Origin of the sequence: Plantibacter sp. CFBP 8775 (genome assembly GCF_014839505.1) — a bacterium.
Taxonomy (GTDB): domain Bacteria; phylum Actinomycetota; class Actinomycetes; order Actinomycetales; family Microbacteriaceae; genus Plantibacter; species Plantibacter auratus.
The window spans coordinates 150,973-171,130 of record NZ_JACYNV010000002.1; the positions used below are offsets into that span (position 1 = coordinate 150,973).

The window sequence follows — 20,158 nt, forward strand, 5'->3', positions numbered from 1 at the left end:
CGTCGGGTGATCGGGGTGGTGGACTCCGACTCCTTCGTGAAGTGGGGCGCCGCCACCCTCTCCCGCGCGACCGGCTGGGACGTCGACCTCGTCCTCATCGAGAGCGACGTGTCCGCCACCGACCGGCAGGTGGACATCGCCCTGCTCCACACGGCGTTCGAGGGGCGGACCGTCCGTCGCCTGTCGCTCCGACGACTCGTCGACCTCATCCGGACCGAGCAGCCGGACGGCGTGTTCGTCTCCACGCGTGGGCCGGTCGCCGAGGTCGTCATCTCGGAACTCCTCGCGCTCGGGCGCGCCACCCGCCCGGTCCTCCTCACCGGTCTCCCGGGCATCTCCATCCCGGCGAAGTGGAAGGGGATCTTCCTCCGCGCGCAGGCAGACGTCTTCGTCCTGCACAGCCATCGCGAGGTCGCCGCCTACCGTGAACTCGCGCTGACGCACGGGGTCGAGCCGGCGTTCGCACTCGCGACCCTGCCGTTCCTGACGGACCCGGCGACCGAGTCACCGGCCGAGCCCGCCCCGCGTACCCGGGTCGTCTTCGCCGCCCAGGCCACCGTCCCGGCCGACCGCGGCGACCGGCTCCGGATCCTCTCCTGGCTGCGGACCCTCGCGATCCGGCACCGCGACCTCGACGTCGTGATCAAGGTGCGCGGCCTCGCCGGCGACCCGCAGACCCATCACGAGCACTACCCCTTCGACACCCTCCTCACCGGGCCGACACCCGACAACCTCCGGGTCGCCACCGGTTCGATGGCGGTCCACCTCGGCCACGCGGCCGGGCTCGTCACCGTGAGTTCCACCGCCGCGATCGAGGCCATCGCCGCCGGGGTGCCGGTCATCCTGCTCGACGACTTCGGTGTGGACCCGGCGCTCATCAACACCGTCTTCGAGGGCAGCGGGCTGCTGGCCTCCAAGGACGACCTCATGGCCGCCCGGTTCCGGCACCCGAACCCGGACTGGCTGCAGCAGAACTACTTCCACCCTGCCCCGGAGGACGACTGGATCCAGCGGTCGGAGGAGGCGTTCGCGGCGCGCGACCTCGGGACCCTGCCGATCCGTCCTCGCGCACGACAGAGTCGCGGCGGCATGCTCCGCACCGGTTGGGAGCGTCGTCGGGCGTTCGGGCGGGCCGACACGAGCGCGCTGGGCACGGTCGCCTTCGTCATCGGGCGGCCACTGCAGATCGCTCGCCGTCTGGTCCGCCGCGCTCGGGGCGTCCAGCCGGCCGAGCGGCAACCGATCGCCTCCCGTCGGCTCGCACCGATCGAGACGGAGACGCCGGTGCGCGCTCCGCACGGGGCTCGTCACCGCACAGCCCGCTGACGGGATCACCGCTCGACCTGAGACCGGTCGGGCGGTGATCCGGCTCAGTTGGAGCCGACCGTCACCACCGGTGCGCCCGTGGAGGTGTCGTCCGCGGGCATCTCAGCGGCCAGACGGTTGGCCTCCTGGATGAGCGTCGCGACGATCTCCGACTCCGGCACCGTCTTGATCACCTCGCCCTTGACGAAGATCTGGCCCTTCCCGTTGCCGCTCGCGACGCCGAGGTCGGCCTCGCGAGCCTCCCCGGGGCCGTTCACGACGCAGCCCATGACGGCGACGCGCAGGGGGACGCTCATCCCCTCGAGGCCGTCGGTCACGTCGTTCGCGAGCTTGTAGACATCGACCTGCGCGCGCCCGCAGCTCGGGCAGGAGACGATCTCGAGCTTGCGCTCGCGGAGGTTCAGCGACTGCAGGATCTGCAGGCCGACCTTGATCTCCTCAGCCGGCGGCGCGGAGAGCGAGACACGGATGGTGTCACCGATGCCCTCGGAGAGCAGGATGCCGAAGGCGGTCGCGCTCTTGATGGTCCCCTGGAAGGAGGGACCTGCCTCCGTCACGCCGAGGTGCAGGGGCCAGTCACCGCGCTCGGCGAGCAGCCGGTAGGCCTTCACCATGACGACCGGGTCGTTGTGCTTGACGGAGATCTTGAAGTCGTGGAAGTCGTGCTCCTCGAAGAGGCTCGCCTCCCAGACGGCGCTCTCGACGAGCGCTTCGGGAGTCGCCTTGCCGTACTTCTGCAGCAACCGCGGGTCGAGGGACCCGGCGTTGACGCCGATGCGGAGGGAGACGCCGGCGGCCTTCGCGCGCCGGGCGATCTCGCCGACCTGGTCGTCGAACTTCCGGATGTTGCCGGGATTGACCCGGACGGCCGCGCACCCCGCGTCGATCGCGGCGTAGACGTAGGCGGGCTGGAAGTGGATGTCGGCGATCACCGGGATCTGACTCTTCTTCGCGATGATCGGCAGCACCTCGGCGTCGTCGCGGGTCGGGACGGCCACGCGGACGATGTCGCAGCCGGAGGCCGTGAGCTCGGCGATCTGCTGGAGGGTCGCGTTGATGTTGGTCGTCTGGGTCGTCGTCATCGACTGGACGCTCACCGGGGCGTCGCCGCCGACGAGCACCTTGCCGACCTTGATCTGTCGCGACTTGCGCCGCGGGCTGAGCGTCTCGGGAACCGACGGAAGACCCAGATTGATAGCTACCACGAGCCTCAGCTTACGCGCGCGACGCCCCGCAGGCTCCCCGTGAGCTGAATGCCTGCTGGGACGTCGCGATCCGCGGTCAACGCGCGGGCGGCGCCTCGCGATTCCCACGCAGGACGCCGAGCCGTTCCCGGTACTCGACCTCGTCGATGTCGCCCTGGGCGAAGCGCTCGGCGAGCGTCTGCTCGGCGCTCCGGGACCCGTCCTGACGCCAGGCCCACGGCGGGCCCTGGTGGCCGTCCGGGGACGCCCCGGACCAGGCTCGGCGACGCCACCGGCGACCGACGAGCGCGACGATGAGGACGATCACGGCGATCCAGAACGCGGGGATGAGCAGCAGCCAGAGGAGGTGGAAGCCCGGCCCGGGACCACCGGGATGCATGGCGGTCGCGGCGAGCACGATCAGGGAGGTGGACATGGAGGACTCCGTTCGTCGGGCGGACGACGACCGTCGTCCGCATCACGACCCCGAGCCTCCTCCGGATGGTGACCGAGGGCATCCGACGACGGGACGGATCACCGCACTCCCCCGGGAGTACGACCACCCGGCGCTCAGACGCCGGGACTGACGAGCCCGGTCTCGTAGGCGATGACGACGAGTCGGACCCGGTCGCGCGCCGCGAGCTTCGACATGATGCGCGACACGTGGGTCTTCGCGGTGAGCGGGCTGAGGAACAGCGCCGCTCCGATCTCCTCGTTGGTGAGTCCGCGTCCGACGAGACCCAGCACCTCGCGTTCGCGCTCGGTGAGCCCGGCGATCACGGCATCGTCGAGCGGCGCGGCGATCGCTCCGGCGACCTGGGTGAGCAGCCGCCTCGTGACCCCGGGCGACAGCAGGGCGTCACCAGACGCGACCACGCGGACGGCTCGGATGAGCTCGGCCGGCTCGGTGTCCTTGACGAGGAAGCCGCTCGCGCCCGCCCGGATCGCCTGCGCGACGTACTCGTCGAGTTCGAAGGTGGTGACGACGATGATGCGGGTGGCCTCGAGCGTCGGATCCGCGACGATGGCTTCGGTGGCGGCCAGGCCGTCGCCTCCGGGCATCCTGATGTCCATGAGGACCACGTCCGGCCGCTCCCGACGGACGACCACGAGCGCCTCGTCCCCACCGGCCGCCTCACCCACGACCGCGACGTCGGGCTCCGCGTCGAGGAGGGCGCGGAACCCGCCGCGGATGAGTGCCTGGTCGTCGGCGACGACCACGCGGATCATGCGACGCCTCGGACCGGCACCCGGGCCGTGACACGGAAGCCGCCGAGCGGACTCCGCCCGGTCTCGAGGGTGCCGCCGAGGAGCTCGGCGCGCTCGGTCATGCCGAGGAGGCCGTTGCCGTGCTCCGCGGGTCCGGGTGGGGCACCGACTCCGTCGTCCTCCACGAGTAGGCGGTAGGTGCCGTCGACCTCGACGAGCTCGACGGAGACCCGTCCGGCCTGCGCGTGCCGGAGGACGTTCGTGACGCTCTCCTGCGCGATCCGGTACAGCGCCTGCTGCACGGCCGCGCCGGGCGTGGAGACGAGGCGCAGCTCGAGGACCGCGTCGACACCCTGGTCCCGGAGGGACTGGACGAGGAGCGGCAGTGCCTCGAGATCCGGCCCCGGTCGCCTCGGCGCGCCTGTCGTGGGGTCCTGGGCCGCATCGGCACCACGGAGGACGTCGAGGAGGCCACGGACCTCGTCGAGCGACGCTTTACTCGACCCTTTGATGTTCGTCAGCGCCTCCCTGGCACGTTCGGGCTGGGTGTCCATGAGGTGCAGCCCCATACCGGCCTGGACGGTGATCTGCGCGAGTGAGTGGGCGACCACGTCGTGCAGCTCACGGGCAATGCGCACGCGCTCCTCCTGGGCGGCGGACGCCCGACGTTCGCCTTGACGCCGGCGATCCGCGTCGAGCTGTTCGCGCCGGGTGCGGAGTCCCTCGGCGAGGAGGACGGCGACGATGACGAGGGCGGTCGTCGCCCCGACGCGGAAGCCCGACACCTTCCAACCGACGGCGAGCGCGACGGTCAGGGCGAGCGCCCACCCGAGTCCCAGCGACGGATAGGTCCAGCCGCGCGCCCCACGGACGATGCCGGAACCCGCGGCGAACGCCAGCGCCACGGCGGGAGGGCCCCAGGTGGGACCCGTCAGCATCGAGGCGCTCGACAGCACGGCGACCGCCGCGACCGTCGGCCCGGGCGACCGCCTGGCAGCGAGCAGGCAGAGCACGCCGGCGAGTGCCAGGAGGACGGCCGAGGAACGGGACCACCCCGAGGCACCGGCACCCGGGCCGAAGGAACCGTGGAGGGCGAGCACCGCTGTCGCGGGCACCTGGACGAGGAAGGACACCACCACCGGCGCCCAGAGGCGCCAGACGGGGCGTCCGGGTCGGCGATCGCCCGGCGTCATCCAGGGTGCCGAACCCGTCTCGACCGATGCCATCCCTGCATGCTACTCGCGGGTCGGAGCCGCCGCGTCGCCCGCACGGAGCCTGCGCCGTACTCCCCGGGGAGTACGGCCGTACCGGGATGGGACGGTCCCGCGGGCTCCGGTCGCGTCGTCCTAGCCGAAGAGGTTGACCGGCTTGACGATGTCGGCGTACACGAGGAGCGCGCTCATGCCGCCGAGGACGATCACCACGCCGAACGTGAGCGGGATGAGCTTCGCCGCGTCCACCGGTCCCGGGTCGCGACGTCGGAAGACCTTCGCGAAGCGGCGACGGATCGCCTCCCAGAGCGCTGCTGCGACGTGCCCGCCGTCGAGGGGCAGCAAGGGGATGAGGTTGAAGACGAAGAGCGCGACGTTGAGCGACCCGAGGATGCCGAACACGGTCGCCGCCTTCGACGCGACGGGGATCTCGTCGAGGCTGACCACCTCGCCGACGACCCGTCCGACGCCCACGACGCTCATCGGCCCGTTGGGATCGCGCTCACCGGATCCGAACGCGGCCTGCCCGACGTCGATGAGTCGCTGGGGCAGGTTCAGGATGATGTTGGCGGTCCGGGCGATCGTGTCGCCGACGGTCGGCAGGATCGTGGTGACGGGCTGCGCCACCATCTGCTGCTGCGGCGTGATGCCGACGAAGCCGACCTCGTGGGTCTTCGCCGACCCGTCGGCGTTCGTGACGATCTTTCCGGTCTGGGCGTCGACGACGTCCCGCTCGAGCAGCAACGGCGTCAGGGTGAGATCGAGTCGCTGCTCGCCGCGGGCGACCTCGAGGGCCAACGGCTTGCCCGGCGAATCCTGCACGGCCGCGGAGATCTCGGCGAAGGTGGAGATCGGGGTGCCGTCGATCGAGAGGATCGTGTCGCCCGGCTTCAAGCCTGCGGCGGCGGCCGGACCCTGCGGATCCCCCGCTGCACAGCTCTGGCGGTCGCTTGTCGACGGCAGCACGCACTCGTACACCGAGGTCAGCGTGCTGCTCTGCTGCGGGACGCCGAACCCCGACACGGCGATACCGATGAAGAGGACGGCGAGGACGAGGTTCATGAACGGCCCGCCGAGCATGACGACGATCCGCTTCCAGACGGGCAACCGGTAGAAGGTGCGCTCCTCGTCGCCGGCGCCGATCGTGTCGGCACTCGCCTCCCGCGCGTCCTGGACCAGCGTGTCGAAGAAGCCGGTGCTGGCGTTCCGGGCGGCACCGCCGGGCTGCTTGGGCGGGAACATGCCGATCATCGAGATGTAGCCGCCGAGCGGGATCATCTTGACGCCGTACTCGGTCTCGCCCTTGCGGCGCGACCAGATGGTGCGACCGAAGCCGATCATGTACTGGGTGACCCGCACGCCGAACAGCTTCGCGGGCACGAGGTGACCGACCTCGTGCAGCCCGATGGACACGATGAGGCCCACGAGCACGATCACGATGCCGAGGAGGTAGAGGAGGACGGATTCCACGGCGTAACCCTACTCGCGCGGTCGGGTCACCGGCTGCACGCCGGCTGTACGGCCGCTCGGAAGCTTCCGACGATGAACGGGCAGGTCAGCCGATGCGCTGCTGCGCGCGAGCCCTCGCCCAGCGCTCCGCCTCCGCGAGCGCCTCCCGGGTGAGCTCGCCCTCGGGCGCCTCGTGGTCGTCGACGACCGCGCGGACGGTGTCGAGGATGCCGAGGTAGTCCAGTCGACCCGCATGGAAGGCCGCAACGGCCTCCTCGTTCGCGGCGTTGAACACGGCCGGATAGGTGCGGCCCTGCCCGCCCACGAGCTTGGCCAGTCGCACCGCCGGGAAGGCCTCGTTATCGAGGGGCTCGAACGTCCACTGCTGGGGCGAGGTCCAATCGAGCGGGACGCCCACGCCTGGGACCCGGTTGGGCCAGTCGAGCCCGAGGGAGATGGGGAGCCGCATGTCGGGAGGCGAGGCCTGCGCGATGGTGGAACCGTCGATGAACTCGACCATCGAGTGGACGATCGACTGCGGGTGGACCGTCACCTCGATGCGGTCGTACGGGACGTCGAACAGCAGGTGCGCCTCGATCACCTCGAGACCCTTGTTGACGAGGGTCGCCGAGTTCGTCGTGACGACGAGACCCATGTCCCAGGTGGGGTGGGCGAGCGCCTCGGCCGGCGTGACGCCCACGAGCGATGCGCGGTCCCGTCCGCGGAACGGTCCTCCCGAGGCGGTCAGGACGAGCCGCCGCACCTCGGTGGCGGTGCCGGAACGGAGGGCCTGGGCGATCGCGGAATGCTCGGAGTCCACGGGCACGATCTGGCCGGGTGTCGCGATCCGTCGCACGAGGTCGCCACCGACGATGAGTGACTCCTTGTTCGCGAGCGCGAGCGTCCGACCCGTCTCGAGCGCCGCGAGGGTCGGGCCGAGCCCGATGGAACCCGTGATGCCGTTCAGCACCACGTCGGCGTCGACACTGCGGATGAGCTGCTCGGCGTCGACCGCGCCAAGGGCCGTGTCGTCGACGTGGAAGGCGGCGGCCTGCTCGGCGAGGAGCTCGGCGTTCGAGCCGGCCGTCAGGCCGACGACCTCGAAGCGGTCGCGGTCACCCCGGATGACGTCGAGTGCCTGCGTGCCGATCGAGCCGGTTGATCCGAGGATGATGACGCGTCTCACGGCGGTCAGTCTACGTCGGCGGCGGTGCGGGCCGCTCAGCCCGCGGCGGGAGCCGTGGTGCTGCTCGCGTCGAGGATGTCGATGACGAACACGATGGTGTCGTCGGCCTCGATGCCCGCCTGGCTGTTGCCGCCGCTCGGCCCGTACCCGAGGTCGGGTGGGATGACGGCGATGACCTGGGATCCGATGTGCTGGCCGGCGATGGCGCTCGAGAAGCCCTTCACCACGGCGGACAGCTGGAAGTTGGTCGGCCCGTTGCCCCAGCTCTCGTCGAAGACCTCGCCGGTCCGCCAGTTCACACCCTGATAGTTGATGATGACCTCGGCGTCGGGCTGCACCACCGCTCCGTCGCCCTGCTTGAGGACCGCGACCTGGAGATCGGCCGGAGCGGGCTCCTCGGGGATGGTCACCGTGGGTCGTCCGGCGGTGTCGAGCTCGACCGCGGGCATCCCGGCGACGGGCTCCTGCGGGACGCCGTCCGCCTTGGCATCGCTGTGCACCGTGCTGAGGACGTCGGCCACGACGACCAGCGGCTGGTCGGCCTGGACCGTGCCGTCGCTCGACCCCGCGGAACCGAAACCGTCGCCCGCCGTGACGAACGCCGCGACGCGGGATCCGACGTTCGTGCACTCGACGGCGCGGACGAGGCCCTTCAGGTACTTCTGGTCGTTGACCACGATCGCCGTCGCCGGGCTCGCACCGTAGGCGGTCTGCGCGACGATCGACCCGGTCACGGCGTTGTAGATGGACATCTCGACGAACGTCGTGTCGCCGGGATCGACCCGCTCTCCGTCGCCCTTGGCCACGATCGTGCGTTCGGTCGTGTCTGCGGCGAGGGTGCCCTTGGCGAAGGTGACCTCGGGGATCGAGCCGAAGTCACCGCTCACGCTGATCGCCTTAGACGCCTTGCCTGCGCTCGTGTCGGCGCACTCCCCCGGACTGGGAAGCGCTTGCGACTGCGACGTCGCCGAACTGCACGCGGTCAGCGACACGAGGGACGCGATGACGGCCAGAAGGCAGAGGCTCTTGCGCACAGGGGAACTTTCGGTCGTTGCTGAGGGGTCGGTCCAGTCTCACCCACCAGGCTCCATGCTGGCTGACAGCGCGCCGAACATCGTCGGTGCACCAGCCCCCGTCAGTATGCCGAGTCGCGCATGCGTCGGCGGGTACAGTCGTGCGCATGGCCGATGAGGAACAGACGCAGCGACGCGCCCAGGAACCTTCCGACCAGGCCACGGTCGAGCCGTCGACGGACGACACGGTGGCCACGCCCTCGAAACCCGGTGTCGTCTACTACTTCGGACGAGCCGTCCTGAACACGACGGCCAAGCTGCTCTACCGTCCCAAGATCATCGGCCGGAAGAACGTCCCGAAGCGTGGGCCGGTCATCCTGGCGAGCAACCACCTCTCGTTCATCGACAGCATCGCGATCCCCATCAGCGCGCCACGACGGGTGCAGTTCCTGGCGAAGTCCGACTACTTCACCGGACGGGGCCTGAAGGGCTGGGTCTCGCGCACGTTCTTCACCTCGATCGGCGCGGTCGGGGTCGAACGTGGTGTCGGGCAGGCAGCGCAGGAAGCCCTCGACCAGGGGCGCCGGATCCTCGAGAGCGGCGAGGCCTTCGCCATCTACCCCGAGGGCACCCGGTCGCTCGACGGACGGTTGTACCGCGGCAGGACCGGCGTCGCCTGGCTGGCACTCACCACGGGCGCGACGGTCGTCCCGGTCGGCCTCATCGGCACCGACGACCTCATGCCGGTGGGCACGACGATCCCGAAGTTCAAACCGGTCACGGTGATCTTCGGAGAACCCATCGACGTGAGCCACCATGGACCGGCGACCTCAGGACGCGCCAGACGCAAGGCGACGGACGAGATCATGGCGGCGATCCACGCCCTCACTGGCCAGGAGCTCGCGAACGCCTACAACGAGTCACCGCCCGCCGACACCGTCGAGCGCATCAAGCGCGCCTTCCGCCCCGAGCGGCTCTGAGCCGCGGCGTCGGTCCACTCCTCAGGTGGTCGTCGCGACCACGATCGTCGGCTCATGACGGACCGGGAAGTTCACCGAGTTGGCGATGAAGCACAGCTCGTTCGCGCGGGCGTGCCCTGCTCGCGCCGCCTCGACCATCGATGCATCGGCGACCGTGACCTGCGGACGCAGGACCACCTCCGTGAACGCACCGCTCCCCGCGCCGTCCTCGACCATGGTCCCGACGGCGTCGTCCGTGTAGGCCGTCACCACGACACCAAGGGTCACGGCGACGTGCAGGTAGGACAGGAGATGGCACTGCGCGAGGGCCGCCAGGAGCAGCTCCTCAGGGTTCCATCGACCCGGGTCGCCGCGGAACGGCTTGTCGGCCGAGCCCTCGAGGTCGTGCTTCCCGGCGGCCGTCACCGTGAGCTCCCGGGAGTAATCCCGGTACCCGCTCGTGCCCGTCCCGAGGTCTCCGTCCCAGCGGACGCCGATGGTGTAGTCGTGGTGGCCCGTGATCATGCCACCAGTATCCCACTGGCCTCTCCACCGCGGCCCGCGTTCGCGGCCCCGCTGTCGGGAGGTCGCGCTACGCTGGAGGACTATGACTGACACGCTCGACACCACGGACCAGACGACCGCCTCCGCCCCCAGCGTGACGCAGGAGCGTCGCATCGTGACGGCCGTCCCGGGCCCGCGCTCACAGGCGCTGCACGCCCGCCGGACCGCCGTCGTGTCCGATGGCGTGTCGAGTGTCCTCCCGGTGTACATCGAGCGCGCGCACGGCGCGATCGTGGTCGACGTCGACGGCAACCAGTTCATCGACCTCGGTGCCGGTATCGGCGTCACCACCATCGGCCACACGGAGTCCTCCGTGGTCGGCGCCGTCCAGGACCAGGCGGCCGACGTCCTGCACACCCTGTTCACGATCACCCCCTACGAGGAGTACGTGCGCGTCGCGGAGCTGCTCGCCGAGCACACCCCGGGCGACTTCGCGAAGAAGTCGGTGCTCGTAAACTCGGGCGCCGAGGCGGTCGAGAACGGCGTGAAGATCGCTCGCAAGTACACCGGTCGGCGGGCTGTCGCGGTGCTCGACCACGGCTACCACGGTCGCACCAACCTCACGATGGCGATGAACTACAAGGCCGCCCCCTACGCGACCGGCTACGGTCCGTTCGCCGGCGACGTCTACCACGCCCCCAACTCCTACCCCTACCACGACGGCCTGTCCGGAGCTGCGGCTGCGGCCCGCACCATCGCCTACCTCGAGAAGCGCATCGGCGCCACCGACCTCGCGTGCCTCGTCGTCGAGCCGATCCAGGGCGAGGGCGGCTTCGTCGTCCCCGCGGAGGGCTACCTCCCCGCGCTCCAGGAGTGGTGCACGGCCAACGGCGTCGTGTTCATCGCCGACGAGATCCAGAGCGGCATGGCGCGCACCGGCGAGTACTTCGCGAGCTCGCACTTCGGCCTCGTCCCCGACCTCGTGCTGAGCGCGAAGGGCATCGCCGGCGGTCTGCCGCTCGCGGCGGTCACGGGGCGCGCCGAGATCATGGACGCCAGCCAGCCCGGCGGGCTCGGTGGCACCTTCGGCGGTAACCCCGTCGCGTGTGCCGCGTCGGTCGCGGTCTTCGAGTCGATCGAGTCGCGCGGTCTGCTGGCCGAAGCGGATCGCATCGGTGCCACCCTGACGGCAGCGCTGCTCGAGCTCCAGGGCAAGTACGACATCATCGGCGACGTCCGCGGCATCGGCGCGATGATCGCGATGGAACTCGTCCAGCCGGGTACCGCCTCGACGACGAAGGAGCCCAACCCGGCCGCCGTCAGCGCCATCGCCGCAGCCGCCGCGCAGCAGGGCGTGCTCGTCCTCACCGCCGGCACCTACGGCAACGTCCTCCGCTTCCTCCCGAGCCTCGCCGTCTCCGACGAGCTCATCGCGGACGCGATGACGGTCATCGATCAGGCGCTCGCAGCACTGTGAACACGGCGGTCCCCCAGACCTTCGGCGTCGCGGACGCGGAGGAGTTGGCCGTCGTCGAGCGCAGCGGCTTCATCGAGTCACGTCACGCCGGATCGGCGATCGTCCTCGGGCCGGAGGGCGAGGTCCTCGCGAGCCTCGGAGCACCGGACGCACCGGTCTTCCCCCGCTCGTGCCTCAAGCCCTTCCAGGCGATCACGATCATGAACGCCGGGGTGTCCCTCGAGGGCGCTCAGGCCGTGCTCGCGACCGCGAGCCATGCGGGGACCCGGAAGCACGTCCAGGTCGTGCGCAGCATGCTCGGCCGAGCTCGGATCGAGGACTCGGCGTTGCAGTGCCCGGCCGATTGGCCCGGCGATCGAGCATCCCGCGACGAGCTGGTCCGGGACGGCCTCGGCACGAGCCCCCTGTACATGAACTGTTCCGGCAAGCACGCGGCCATGCTGCTCGCCTGCGCGCAGAACGGGTGGGACCAGGCGACGTATCTCGAGCCCGACCATCCGTTGCAGCTCGCCGTCCGCGACACCGTCGAGCGCTTCACCGGCGAGAAGCCCGCCGCCAGCGGGGTCGACGGCTGCGGGGCGCCGGTGTACGCCGTCTCCTTGACCGGACTCGCACGTGGCATCGGACGCGTCGTCAACTCCTCCCCCACCTCGCCGTTCGCCCTGTACCGGAACGCCGGGCTGCTCACGGCTGCGGTGCTCGCCAACGGCTGGGCGCTCGACGGACCAGGCCGGGCGAACACGCTCGTCATCGAACGCCTCGGCCTGTTCGCGAAGCTCGGGGCGGAAGGCGTGATGGTCATGTCAGCACCCGGCGGCGCGACCGTCGCGCTCAAGGTCCTCGACGGCTCGCTCCGGGCCTCGACGATCGTCGCGCTCCGGCTGCTCGTCTCGGTCGGAGCACTCGATGCGGCCGCCGTCGACGCCCTCGAGCCGGAACTCGACCTGGCCATCCACGGTGGAGCAACCGTCGTCGGGCGGATCGCCGTCACCGCGGTCTGATCGCCCGGCCGACAGCCTCAGTGCCTTCGGGTCAGGAGCCGAGCAGGTCCACACGCATCGCCTCCTGTCCGGCCCGCCACCACCAGGCACGGCCGCTCGCATAGCCGAGGAGCGGCGGGAGTTCACGGCTCCTGGTCACCTGCCGGAAGTCGGCGGCGGAGCAGCCGTGGACCACCAGGTCGGCACCGGCGGTGCTCGGCGGAAGGTCTCGCCCGACTACCAACCGGCCCGACAGCCACGTCTCGGGGTCGACGAGGACGACGATCGCGGCGTCGTCCTCCAGGACGTCGCTCTCGACGCCCGCGACGCCCGCGAGCGGTGCGGACGGGAACAGCTGCGCTGCCGGTTCGATGAGCCGCACGCGTCGCTCCGTCCCGGTCGAGCGCTGCAGCATCGCCCGGACCGCTCCGGTCGCGCGCGTGACGATGACGGTCGCGCGTGCCGGGCTCGGCCGCCAGCGGTGGACCCCGGGCGCAGAGGACGGTGACGTCGGCGACGGTGGAGCGAGCGCGATCTGCACCTCCGAGTCCTGCCAGTGCGCGCGGCCGGCGGGTCGGCGTGGATCGAAGCAGGAGGCGGGTGCGCCGGCGACGAGATGATCCTGCCGATCGGCGAGGCGGAGGACCAGGGTGCTGCCCAGCTGAGCCGAGAACCGGTGGACCACACCGCCGAGCCGGGAGGCGACGAGGACGACGCTGATGCCGCGGCGTCCCCCGTCTCGAAGCAGGCCGAGCAGTGCATCGCGGAGTGCGGCGCCGTGCTCGTCCCCGGCGGTGGCGAGGAGCGACTCCACGTCGTCGACGAGCAGGAGGGTGCGCTCGGTCGGGCGGAGCGGATCCGACAGCGCCATGACGGTGTCCCAGGCCTGCTCGGCATCCTGGCCGACGCGCTCCACGCGGAAGCGATCGCGCGCGCCGACCTCGAGCGTGTCCAGCAGGGTCGTTCGACCGGAACGTCCGGTGCCGAGCACCAGCAGCGAGCCGTCGTGCTCCGGACACCACACCGCGGGGCGTTGTGCCTGCTCCTCGGGGAGGTCCGCGAGGCCGAACACGATGCCCTCCCCGGGAGGACAGTCGACACCGGTGCGCTCCGGGCCTCCGGCACGTCCCGCCTCGATCGCCGAGACGGCGCTCAAGGCCAGGCGTGCCGGCAGGGGGTCGAGCCATGGTCGCCGAGGTGCAGGCGCGTCGCGCCAGCGCTCACGGACCGCGAGGATGTCGTCGGACGTGGTGACCGCGGACTGGAACACGAGTCGTCGGTCGCCGTTCCAGACGATGCAGCGGCCGGGTGTGCCGGCCGGGATCGCGGCCGCATCGGGCACACCGAGGATCGCGGCGCTGTCGGGGCGCGAGGTGACCCGGAGCGAGAGGCGGAGCGTGCAGTTCGCGAGGATGGCGTCGGCGGCGACCGCCGCAGGACGCTGACTGCAGAGGATCAGATGCAGGCCGAGTGATCGCCCGCGGGCCGCGAGGTCGGCGAACACCTGATGGAGGTGCGGGCTCGCGTCGAGCAGTGCCTGGAACTCGTCGACGACGACGACGAGCCGTGCCGGGCGATGCTCCAGCAGGAGCACGGGGTCGAGCAGGTGCCGCGCCCCGTGTCCGGCGAGCACACGCTCGCGGTGGCGCAGCTCGGCACGCAGACTCGACACGACGCGGTCCGCCGCTCCCGGTTCGAGGTCGGTCACCATCCCGACCACGTGCGGCAGGGTCTCCACGGCTTGGAAGGAGGCGCCGCCCTTGCAGTCGACGAGGAGCAGGGAGAGCTCCTGCGGCGAGCACTGCGCGGCGAGAGCCGTGATCCAGGTGATGAGCAGCTCGCTCTTGCCGCTCCCGGTCGTGCCGCCGACCAGTGCATGGGGTCCGTCCGCTCCGAGGTCCAGCAGCTGCACGCCCTCGACGCCGGTGCCGACGGCGACCCGGAGCGCATCGGGCCGCCAGCCGGATCCCGCCGACGGCCGACGGCCCCGCACCGGATGCACCTGCGCGAAGGCGACGTCGGTCGGCAGACTCGAGAGGGTCGGGGACTCCCCCGTCGTGAGTGCGGCGGCGGTGAGCGCCCCGACGACGTGTTCCGCCTCGGCTTCCGCGAGCAGGGTCGGCGACACCGGCACGGACGTGGAGGCGCCGGTACCGTCGGCGAGGACGGTCTGGCCGTCGGTATCGAGGACGAGCAGGTGTCGGCAGCGGGTGGGGATGAGCTCGACGGTGTCGGACAGGGCGACGAGTACACCGCCGGTCGGCGGGCGTCCTCCCGATCGCCCCGCGGCGGACCCGACCGCTTCCCAGCGTTCGACGACCGAGACGAGGGTCGGCTCCGCCGGTCGCCCACCGGGCATCGGGTCGGCGGGGTCCGAGACCGCACGGTGCGGGAGGTCCTCGAGGAACGCCCAGGTGCGGTCGTCGGGAGCCGCGGGCTCACCGGAGAACTGCGCTGCCTGCGGCGGGAGCTGTCGGGCGAGCTGCAGGAGGATGCTGCGGGCCACCGCGCGCGCGAACACCTTCCCACCGACGATGCCGATCCCCTCGACCGCCTCGACCACGACCGGCGCCTCGGACAGCCGTGCCGCCCACTCCCATCGGTCGTCGTCCGCCCCCGCGTCCACTCGGACGGCACTCCTCGTCTCCCCTCGCCCGACGCAGACGAGCGTGCGGCGGGCCTCCGGTACCCGCCACCTGGCACGATCGGGTCCGTCGATGACCCCGAGGAGCCGACCGGCAGGGTGGAGTGCTCGCAGTTCCTCGCGTTCCTCGACGTGTGCTCGCGCGATGTCCTGCTCCAGCTCCTGCGCCGCAGCGTCATACGCCGCGCGCGCCCGCCGTCCGCGCCGACGTCTGGTCCAGCGTGCGTCGATGTAGCCGGCGACGGCGATCAGGGGCCCGAGCGCGGCGAAGACGAGGGTCACGGGTGAGCCGGTGATCGCGAACAGGGCGACCGACCCGACGACCGGGGCGAGACTTGCGAGGATCGGGAGCGACCCGGTGGGCGGCTCTGCCGGCGGGCTGGGGGCACGGAGGCGGGCCGGCGTCGTCGCGGGCCGGTGCGAGGTGGTCGCGGAGGGCGTCACGTCCGAAGGGCTCATGGCTCCAGTGGAGCACCCTGCGGCCCTGACCGGCTGACGGGACGGTCCGACCGGGCGCGAAGCCCGCGCGAGCAGCGGCTGTGGAGCGGGCTCAGGAGGCGGGCTGCTCCACGCTCTCGTCGACCGCCGCGATGTCGAGCACGATGACCGAGACGTTGTCGCGTCCGCCGTTGTCGAGGGCGGCACGCAGGAGGAGTTCGGCCGCGTCGACCGGCGTGGCCCCCTCGGTCAGGAAGTACCAGATCCCGTGGTCGGTGAGTTCCTTCGTGAGCCCGTCCGAGCAGACGAGCCATCGGGCACCGGTCTCGATCGGGAAGAGCTCGACGTCAGGTACGGGGTCGTCCGACGGTCCGACGGCCCGGGTGATCATGTTGCTGTTCGGGTGGAACTCCGCCTCCTCAGGGCTGATCGCTCCCGCGCGGATCAGCTCCTGGACGATCGAGTGGTCTTCGGTGACCTGAACCAGCTCGCCGTCCTGCAGCCGGTACACCCTGGAGTCGCCGATGTTGAAGACCGCGACGCGCCCCTCGCCCTCGTCGGCCGTCAGCACGACACCGGTGACGGTGGTGCCCATGCCGAGTTCGCCCTCCTCCGCGGTGTCGATCATGTCCGCGACGGCCATGCGCAGCGCGTCGACGAGGCCGTCGACGGTGAGGATCTCGGCTCCCTCGGTGGCCTTGGTCAGGCGGTGCGCGACCGCGGCACTCGCGACCTCGCCGGCGGAGTGCCCACCCATGCCGTCGGCCACGGCGAACACGGGAGGGAGCGCCACGAAGGCGTCCTCGTTCAACTCGCGTCGCTTGCCGACATCGGTCATGCCGGCCCACGCGAGTGAGACTCGACGCCCGCCGGGCAGCGTGACGATCCGTTGCCCGTGCTCGGTCACGTCTGCTCCTCTAATACGGCTGGCGGTGGCTGATGCACCCTCGACGATAGTACGGTACCGGCCGACCGCAGGACCGCCCCACCCGGCTCGGCGGATTCCGTCCGGGGATCGGCGACGACGGATCCGGACGCCGGGGTCGGTCGGTCCTGCGGATCCGCTTGCCGCGACCCGTCCACGCTGTCATGATCGACGCATGACACGAGCGAGCTCCGATGCACCGGCGAAGGCGGCGCCGCCCGACGACACCTCGAAGGCGATCATCGAGCAGCTCCAGACCGACGGACGCCGCTCCTACGCCGAGATCGGGAAGGCCGTCGGACTCAGCGAGGCCGCGGTGCGGCAACGGGTGCAGAAGCTCACGGAGTCCGGCGTCATCCAGATCGTCGCGGTGACCGACCCGATGCAGCTCGGTTTCACCCGACAGGCCATGATCGGCGTCCGGGTGACCGGTGACACCCGCGTGGTCGCGGACCGCCTGTCCGCGTTGTCGGCCGTCGACTACGTCGTCCTGACCGCCGGATCCTTCGACCTGCTGGTCGAAGTGGTCTGCGAGGACGACGAGGAACTGATCGCGCTGCTGAACGACGAGATCCGCACCGTCGACGGTGTCTCCGGAACGGAGACCTTCGTCTACCTGCGCCTGCACAAGCAGCTCTACGACTGGGGCACCCGCTAGAGGGGATCCCCGCACCGGCGCAAGCCGTCCCCAGTATCACGTTCCGCCACCCCCGACAGAGGTACGCTCAACCCATGCCCGCGAAGCCGATCGGAGAACGGACTCCCCCGTCCGGCCCGTCGGCGTCGGGTGACACCGCCTCGGCACCCGGTCTCGCGGACACCGGGCCCACGAGAACGGGCCCGCACGCGGTCGAGGTCCCACGACGCGTCGGCCGGATGACCGGCTACAGCGCCTTCCCACAGCTGCTCTTCGGCCTGGCGGTGGTCGCCATCCTCTTCGCCACGCTCCTGTTCCAGGGCGTCGACGACAACTCCGTCCTCTTCTACATCGGGGTGATCCTGGCGTTCATCGCGACGGCGCTCGCGCCGATCGTGCCGTGGCACCAGGTGCCGCGGCTCCTCATCGCGCTCCCGATCCTCGACATCATCGCCATCGCGCTCATCCGGCAAGGCGAACCCCTGATCGGCGCGGGACTCCTCTGGGTCTTCCCGACCATCTGGATGGCGACGGCCTTCGGCCTCGCAGGTGCCGTGACCGCCATCGTGCTCGTCTGCACGTCGAGCTGGTCATCCCTCGCGATGACCCCGGGGGACATCACCATCGCCAACCTGCCGGCGCTCGTCATCCTGCCCACGGTCCTCGCGTTCGTCGCCGTCTCCACCGCGATGACCGCGAAGCGGACGGAGGCGCAGCGCGTGCTGCTGAACAAGCAGGCCGGACAGCTCGAGACCGCCCTGGGGCGTGCACAGGACCAGGAGAGCCGCCTCGCGGAGATCCTGAACGCCGTGAACTTCGGCGTCGTCCGCTTCGACCGCATCGGAGCCCGGGCGATGGTCAACCGGTTCCAGACGCGGCTGCAGGACGAGGTCGGCGAGCTGTCCGACGTCAATCCCGCACTCCCGGTGTGGGCCGAGGACGGACTGACCCTCCTCCAGCCGCAGGACAAGCCGTACATCCGTGCACGCCGTGGTGAGGAGTTCGAGAACCTCACGGTGTGGCTCGGCGCCCCCGGTACCGAGCGGATCGCCCTCGCCCTCACCTCCCGCCGCCTCTACGACCACGAGGGCGGCTACGACGGCACGGTCCTCGTCTCACGCAACGTCACGAGCGAGATCAACGCGATCCGCGCCAGGGACGACCTCGTGGCCTCCGTGTCGCACGAGCTCCGGACGCCGCTGACGTCGATCCTCGGGTACCTCGACCTCGCGCTCGACGACCCGGGGCTCCCACCGCGGGTCGCGAAGCAGCTCACGATCGCCCAGACGAACGGCGATCGACTCCTCGAACTCATCGCGGACATCCTCGCAGCCTCCCGCGACGTGAACCGGACCATGGTGCTCGAACGCTCCGAGTGCGAGCTCCGGGAGATCGTCGACCGCTCGGTCGAGTCGTTGGCGCACGTGGCCGCCGAACGGAGCATCACCATCGTGCGCCACGACGAGGAGGCCGTGCCGTTGTTCGCCGACCCGTTCCGCCTCCGGCAGGTCGTCGACAACCTGCTCTCGAACGGCATCAAGTACAACCGGGACGGCGGCGAGCTGAGCGTCGGCGTCACCGCGGAGGGCGACACCGCCTGGGTCATCGTGCGGGACACCGGCATCGGCATCTCCGAGGAGGACCAACCGAAGCTCTTCGAGCGGTTCTTCCGCTCCGACCTCGTCCGCAACTCGACGGTGCACGGCAGCGGTCTCGGCCTCGCGATCAGTCGGGACATCGTCCGTCTGCACGGCGGCGACCTCACCGTCCACAGCGTGCTCGGTGAGGGCACGACCGCGGTCGTCCGTATTCCGAGAGGCGGCACCGAATGACCTTCGACAGCCAGACCGTCGCGGTGATCAACGCGCTCGTCATCTTCGTCTGCGGCGCGACGTTCATCGTCAACACCTTCATGCGGAAGGACGACGCGAGCGGGAGGGTGTGGTCCGTGTCCTACATGGCCGGGATGTTCACCAGCTTCTCCTACGTCGTCAGCGCCCTGAGCCAGGAGGCCTGGTGGGCGATCGCCGCCGGGAACGGTGGATACGTGCTGAGCATCGCCGCCCTGTGGTCCGGCGCGCGGCTCTTCAACGGCAAATCGAGTCTGCTCTGGGTCTCACTCATCGGGACGGCGGTCACGATCGTCGCCGCGCTCGCCGCCGGCCCCTCGGGAGGCCCCTGGGCGGGCGCGCCTGCGACGTTCCTCTGCATCGCCCTCTTCGCGGGCCTCGGCGCGGCTGAGACGCTCGTCGGCGCGATGCGGGACAACCCGACCACCCGTGGTTTCACCATCGTGCTCGGCATCGCGTCGGCGTTCTTCGCGGCTCGGCTGGTCGCACTCCTCGTGGAGGGGCCGGACGGTTCGTTGTTCACGACGCTCTTCGGGACCGTGGCCGCCTCGCTGCTGCTCATCGCGCTCCTCATCGTCGCGACCGTGGTGCTCTCGGTCCTGCGGGCCGAGCGCGCCGCACCCGCCAGCCGACGGCACGGGAGCATCGTCGCGTACACGGGCGACGACGTCCTCCTCCAGGAGTCCTTCGTCCGGATCGTCGACGACTGGCTGGAACGGGCGAACTTCCATGACGAGCAGCTCGCGATCCTCCACGTCCGGCTCGACGACCTCGATGAGATGAAGACGGCGTTCGGAGCAGCGTTCAGCAGTGAGGTCGCCGAGGGGTTCATCTCCTCGGTCCGTCGGTACGGCCCGACGCTCTCCGACATCGGCGAGGACGGCGCGGGGTGTCTCCTGATCGCGACCCCCGCAACGGACGCCGACGTCGCGCTCCAGGCGGCCAAGGGCATCCAGGACGGCCTGCTCGACCACCCCGTCGAGACCACGCCGCGCCTGCGCCCGACGGCCAGCATCGGGATCGCTCTGACCGACTACCTCGGGTACGACGTCGCCGTCCTCACGCGTGCCGCCAGCGACGCCAGCCTGCGTGCCGCAGCGTCCGGCGGGAACCGCACGGTCCTCGCCTCGTCCTCGCCGACGGGCCGCTGACGGATCGGATCGAGC

At 70.8% G+C, this 20,158-nt stretch carries 17 protein-coding genes; 7 read left to right on the plus strand and 10 right to left on the minus strand.

The annotated features are described in order from the left end of the window. Window positions 1–15 precede the first annotated feature (15 nt). Window positions 16–1,326: a DUF6716 putative glycosyltransferase gene (locus tag IFR14_RS13330; protein WP_191941390.1), complete on the plus strand. Its 1,311-nt coding sequence runs from the start codon at window positions 16–18 to the stop codon at window positions 1,324–1,326. A gap of 44 nt (window positions 1,327–1,370) precedes the next feature. On the opposite strand, the gene ispG is transcribed toward IFR14_RS13330, so the two are convergent. From ispG to IFR14_RS21415, 7 genes are all read right to left on the minus strand, one after another. Further along, the gene (gene ispG / locus IFR14_RS13335) at window positions 1,371–2,531 is read right to left on the minus strand and encodes a flavodoxin-dependent (E)-4-hydroxy-3-methylbut-2-enyl-diphosphate synthase (protein ID WP_064295337.1); all 1,161 of its coding nucleotides are present in this window, start codon (window positions 2,529–2,531) and stop codon (window positions 1,371–1,373) included. Window positions 2,532–2,607: 76 nt separating this feature from the next. Next, the gene (locus tag IFR14_RS13340) at window positions 2,608–2,946 is read right to left on the minus strand and encodes an SHOCT domain-containing protein (RefSeq protein ID WP_191941391.1); all 339 of its coding nucleotides are present in this window, start codon (window positions 2,944–2,946) and stop codon (window positions 2,608–2,610) included. A 134-nt stretch (window positions 2,947–3,080) separates the two neighbouring features. After that, entirely contained in the window at window positions 3,081–3,740 is a 660-nt protein-coding gene (locus IFR14_RS13345) for a response regulator (protein WP_191941392.1), read from the minus strand. Next, window positions 3,737–4,945: a sensor histidine kinase gene (locus IFR14_RS13350; RefSeq protein ID WP_191941393.1), complete on the minus strand. Its 1,209-nt coding sequence runs from the start codon at window positions 4,943–4,945 to the stop codon at window positions 3,737–3,739. The genes IFR14_RS13345 and IFR14_RS13350 overlap by 4 nt, the downstream gene beginning before the upstream one ends. A 120-nt stretch (window positions 4,946–5,065) precedes the next feature. Beyond that, entirely contained in the window at window positions 5,066–6,400 is a 1,335-nt protein-coding gene (locus IFR14_RS13355) for a M50 family metallopeptidase (protein ID WP_191941394.1), read from the minus strand. An 85-nt stretch (window positions 6,401–6,485) separates the two neighbouring features. Continuing rightward, complete coding sequence (locus IFR14_RS13360; protein ID WP_191941395.1) at window positions 6,486–7,565, minus strand: 1-deoxy-D-xylulose-5-phosphate reductoisomerase; 1,080 nt, start codon at window positions 7,563–7,565, stop codon at window positions 6,486–6,488. A 35-nt stretch (window positions 7,566–7,600) separates the two neighbouring features. Then, the gene (locus IFR14_RS21415) at window positions 7,601–8,452 is read right to left on the minus strand and encodes an FKBP-type peptidyl-prolyl cis-trans isomerase (protein WP_191941396.1); all 852 of its coding nucleotides are present in this window, start codon (window positions 8,450–8,452) and stop codon (window positions 7,601–7,603) included. A 293-nt stretch (window positions 8,453–8,745) separates the two neighbouring features. Between IFR14_RS21415 and IFR14_RS13370 the strand changes: the two genes are divergently transcribed. Next, window positions 8,746–9,558, plus strand: a complete 813-nt coding sequence (locus IFR14_RS13370) for a lysophospholipid acyltransferase family protein (protein ID WP_191941397.1) — start codon at window positions 8,746–8,748, stop codon at window positions 9,556–9,558. A 21-nt stretch (window positions 9,559–9,579) separates the two neighbouring features. Here IFR14_RS13370 and IFR14_RS13375 read toward each other — a convergent pair whose 3' ends face one another. After that, the gene (locus IFR14_RS13375; protein ID WP_086473942.1) at window positions 9,580–10,062 is read right to left on the minus strand and encodes an OsmC family protein; all 483 of its coding nucleotides are present in this window, start codon (window positions 10,060–10,062) and stop codon (window positions 9,580–9,582) included. A gap of 82 nt (window positions 10,063–10,144) precedes the next feature. Between IFR14_RS13375 and gabT the strand changes: the two genes are divergently transcribed. Both gabT and IFR14_RS13385 read left to right on the plus strand, forming a co-directional pair. After that, a complete protein-coding gene (gabT, locus tag IFR14_RS13380; RefSeq protein ID WP_121291798.1) occupies window positions 10,145–11,518 on the plus strand; it encodes a 4-aminobutyrate--2-oxoglutarate transaminase in 1,374 nt (457 codons plus the stop codon). Further along, window positions 11,515–12,519 (plus strand): asparaginase, encoded by a 1,005-nt coding sequence (locus tag IFR14_RS13385; RefSeq protein WP_191941398.1) that lies wholly within the window; start codon window positions 11,515–11,517, stop codon window positions 12,517–12,519. The genes gabT and IFR14_RS13385 overlap by 4 nt, the downstream gene beginning before the upstream one ends. 31 nt (window positions 12,520–12,550) lie before the next feature. On the opposite strand, the gene IFR14_RS13390 is transcribed toward IFR14_RS13385, so the two are convergent. Both IFR14_RS13390 and IFR14_RS13395 read right to left on the minus strand, forming a co-directional pair. Next, complete coding sequence (locus IFR14_RS13390) at window positions 12,551–15,601, minus strand: FtsK/SpoIIIE domain-containing protein (RefSeq protein WP_191941399.1); 3,051 nt, start codon at window positions 15,599–15,601, stop codon at window positions 12,551–12,553. A gap of 91 nt (window positions 15,602–15,692) precedes the next feature. Continuing rightward, entirely contained in the window at window positions 15,693–16,487 is a 795-nt protein-coding gene (locus IFR14_RS13395) for a PP2C family protein-serine/threonine phosphatase (protein WP_229939081.1), read from the minus strand. Between the two features lie 193 nt (window positions 16,488–16,680). Here IFR14_RS13395 and IFR14_RS13400 point away from each other — a divergent pair, with 193 nt between their 5' ends. The 3 genes from IFR14_RS13400 (at window position 16,681) to IFR14_RS13410 (ending at window position 20,143) form a co-directional block, all read left to right on the plus strand. Further along, entirely contained in the window at window positions 16,681–17,163 is a 483-nt protein-coding gene (locus IFR14_RS13400) for an Lrp/AsnC family transcriptional regulator (protein WP_064295326.1), read from the plus strand. A 74-nt stretch (window positions 17,164–17,237) separates the two neighbouring features. After that, entirely contained in the window at window positions 17,238–18,974 is a 1,737-nt protein-coding gene (locus IFR14_RS13405) for a sensor histidine kinase (RefSeq protein WP_159879183.1), read from the plus strand. Then, window positions 18,971–20,143 carry a diguanylate cyclase domain-containing protein gene (locus IFR14_RS13410; protein WP_079707181.1) on the plus strand — a complete coding sequence of 391 codons (1,173 nt, stop codon included), beginning with the start codon at window positions 18,971–18,973 and terminating at the stop codon, window positions 20,141–20,143. Before IFR14_RS13405 ends, IFR14_RS13410 begins: the two co-directional genes overlap by 4 nt. Window positions 20,144–20,158: the final 15 nt, after the last annotated feature.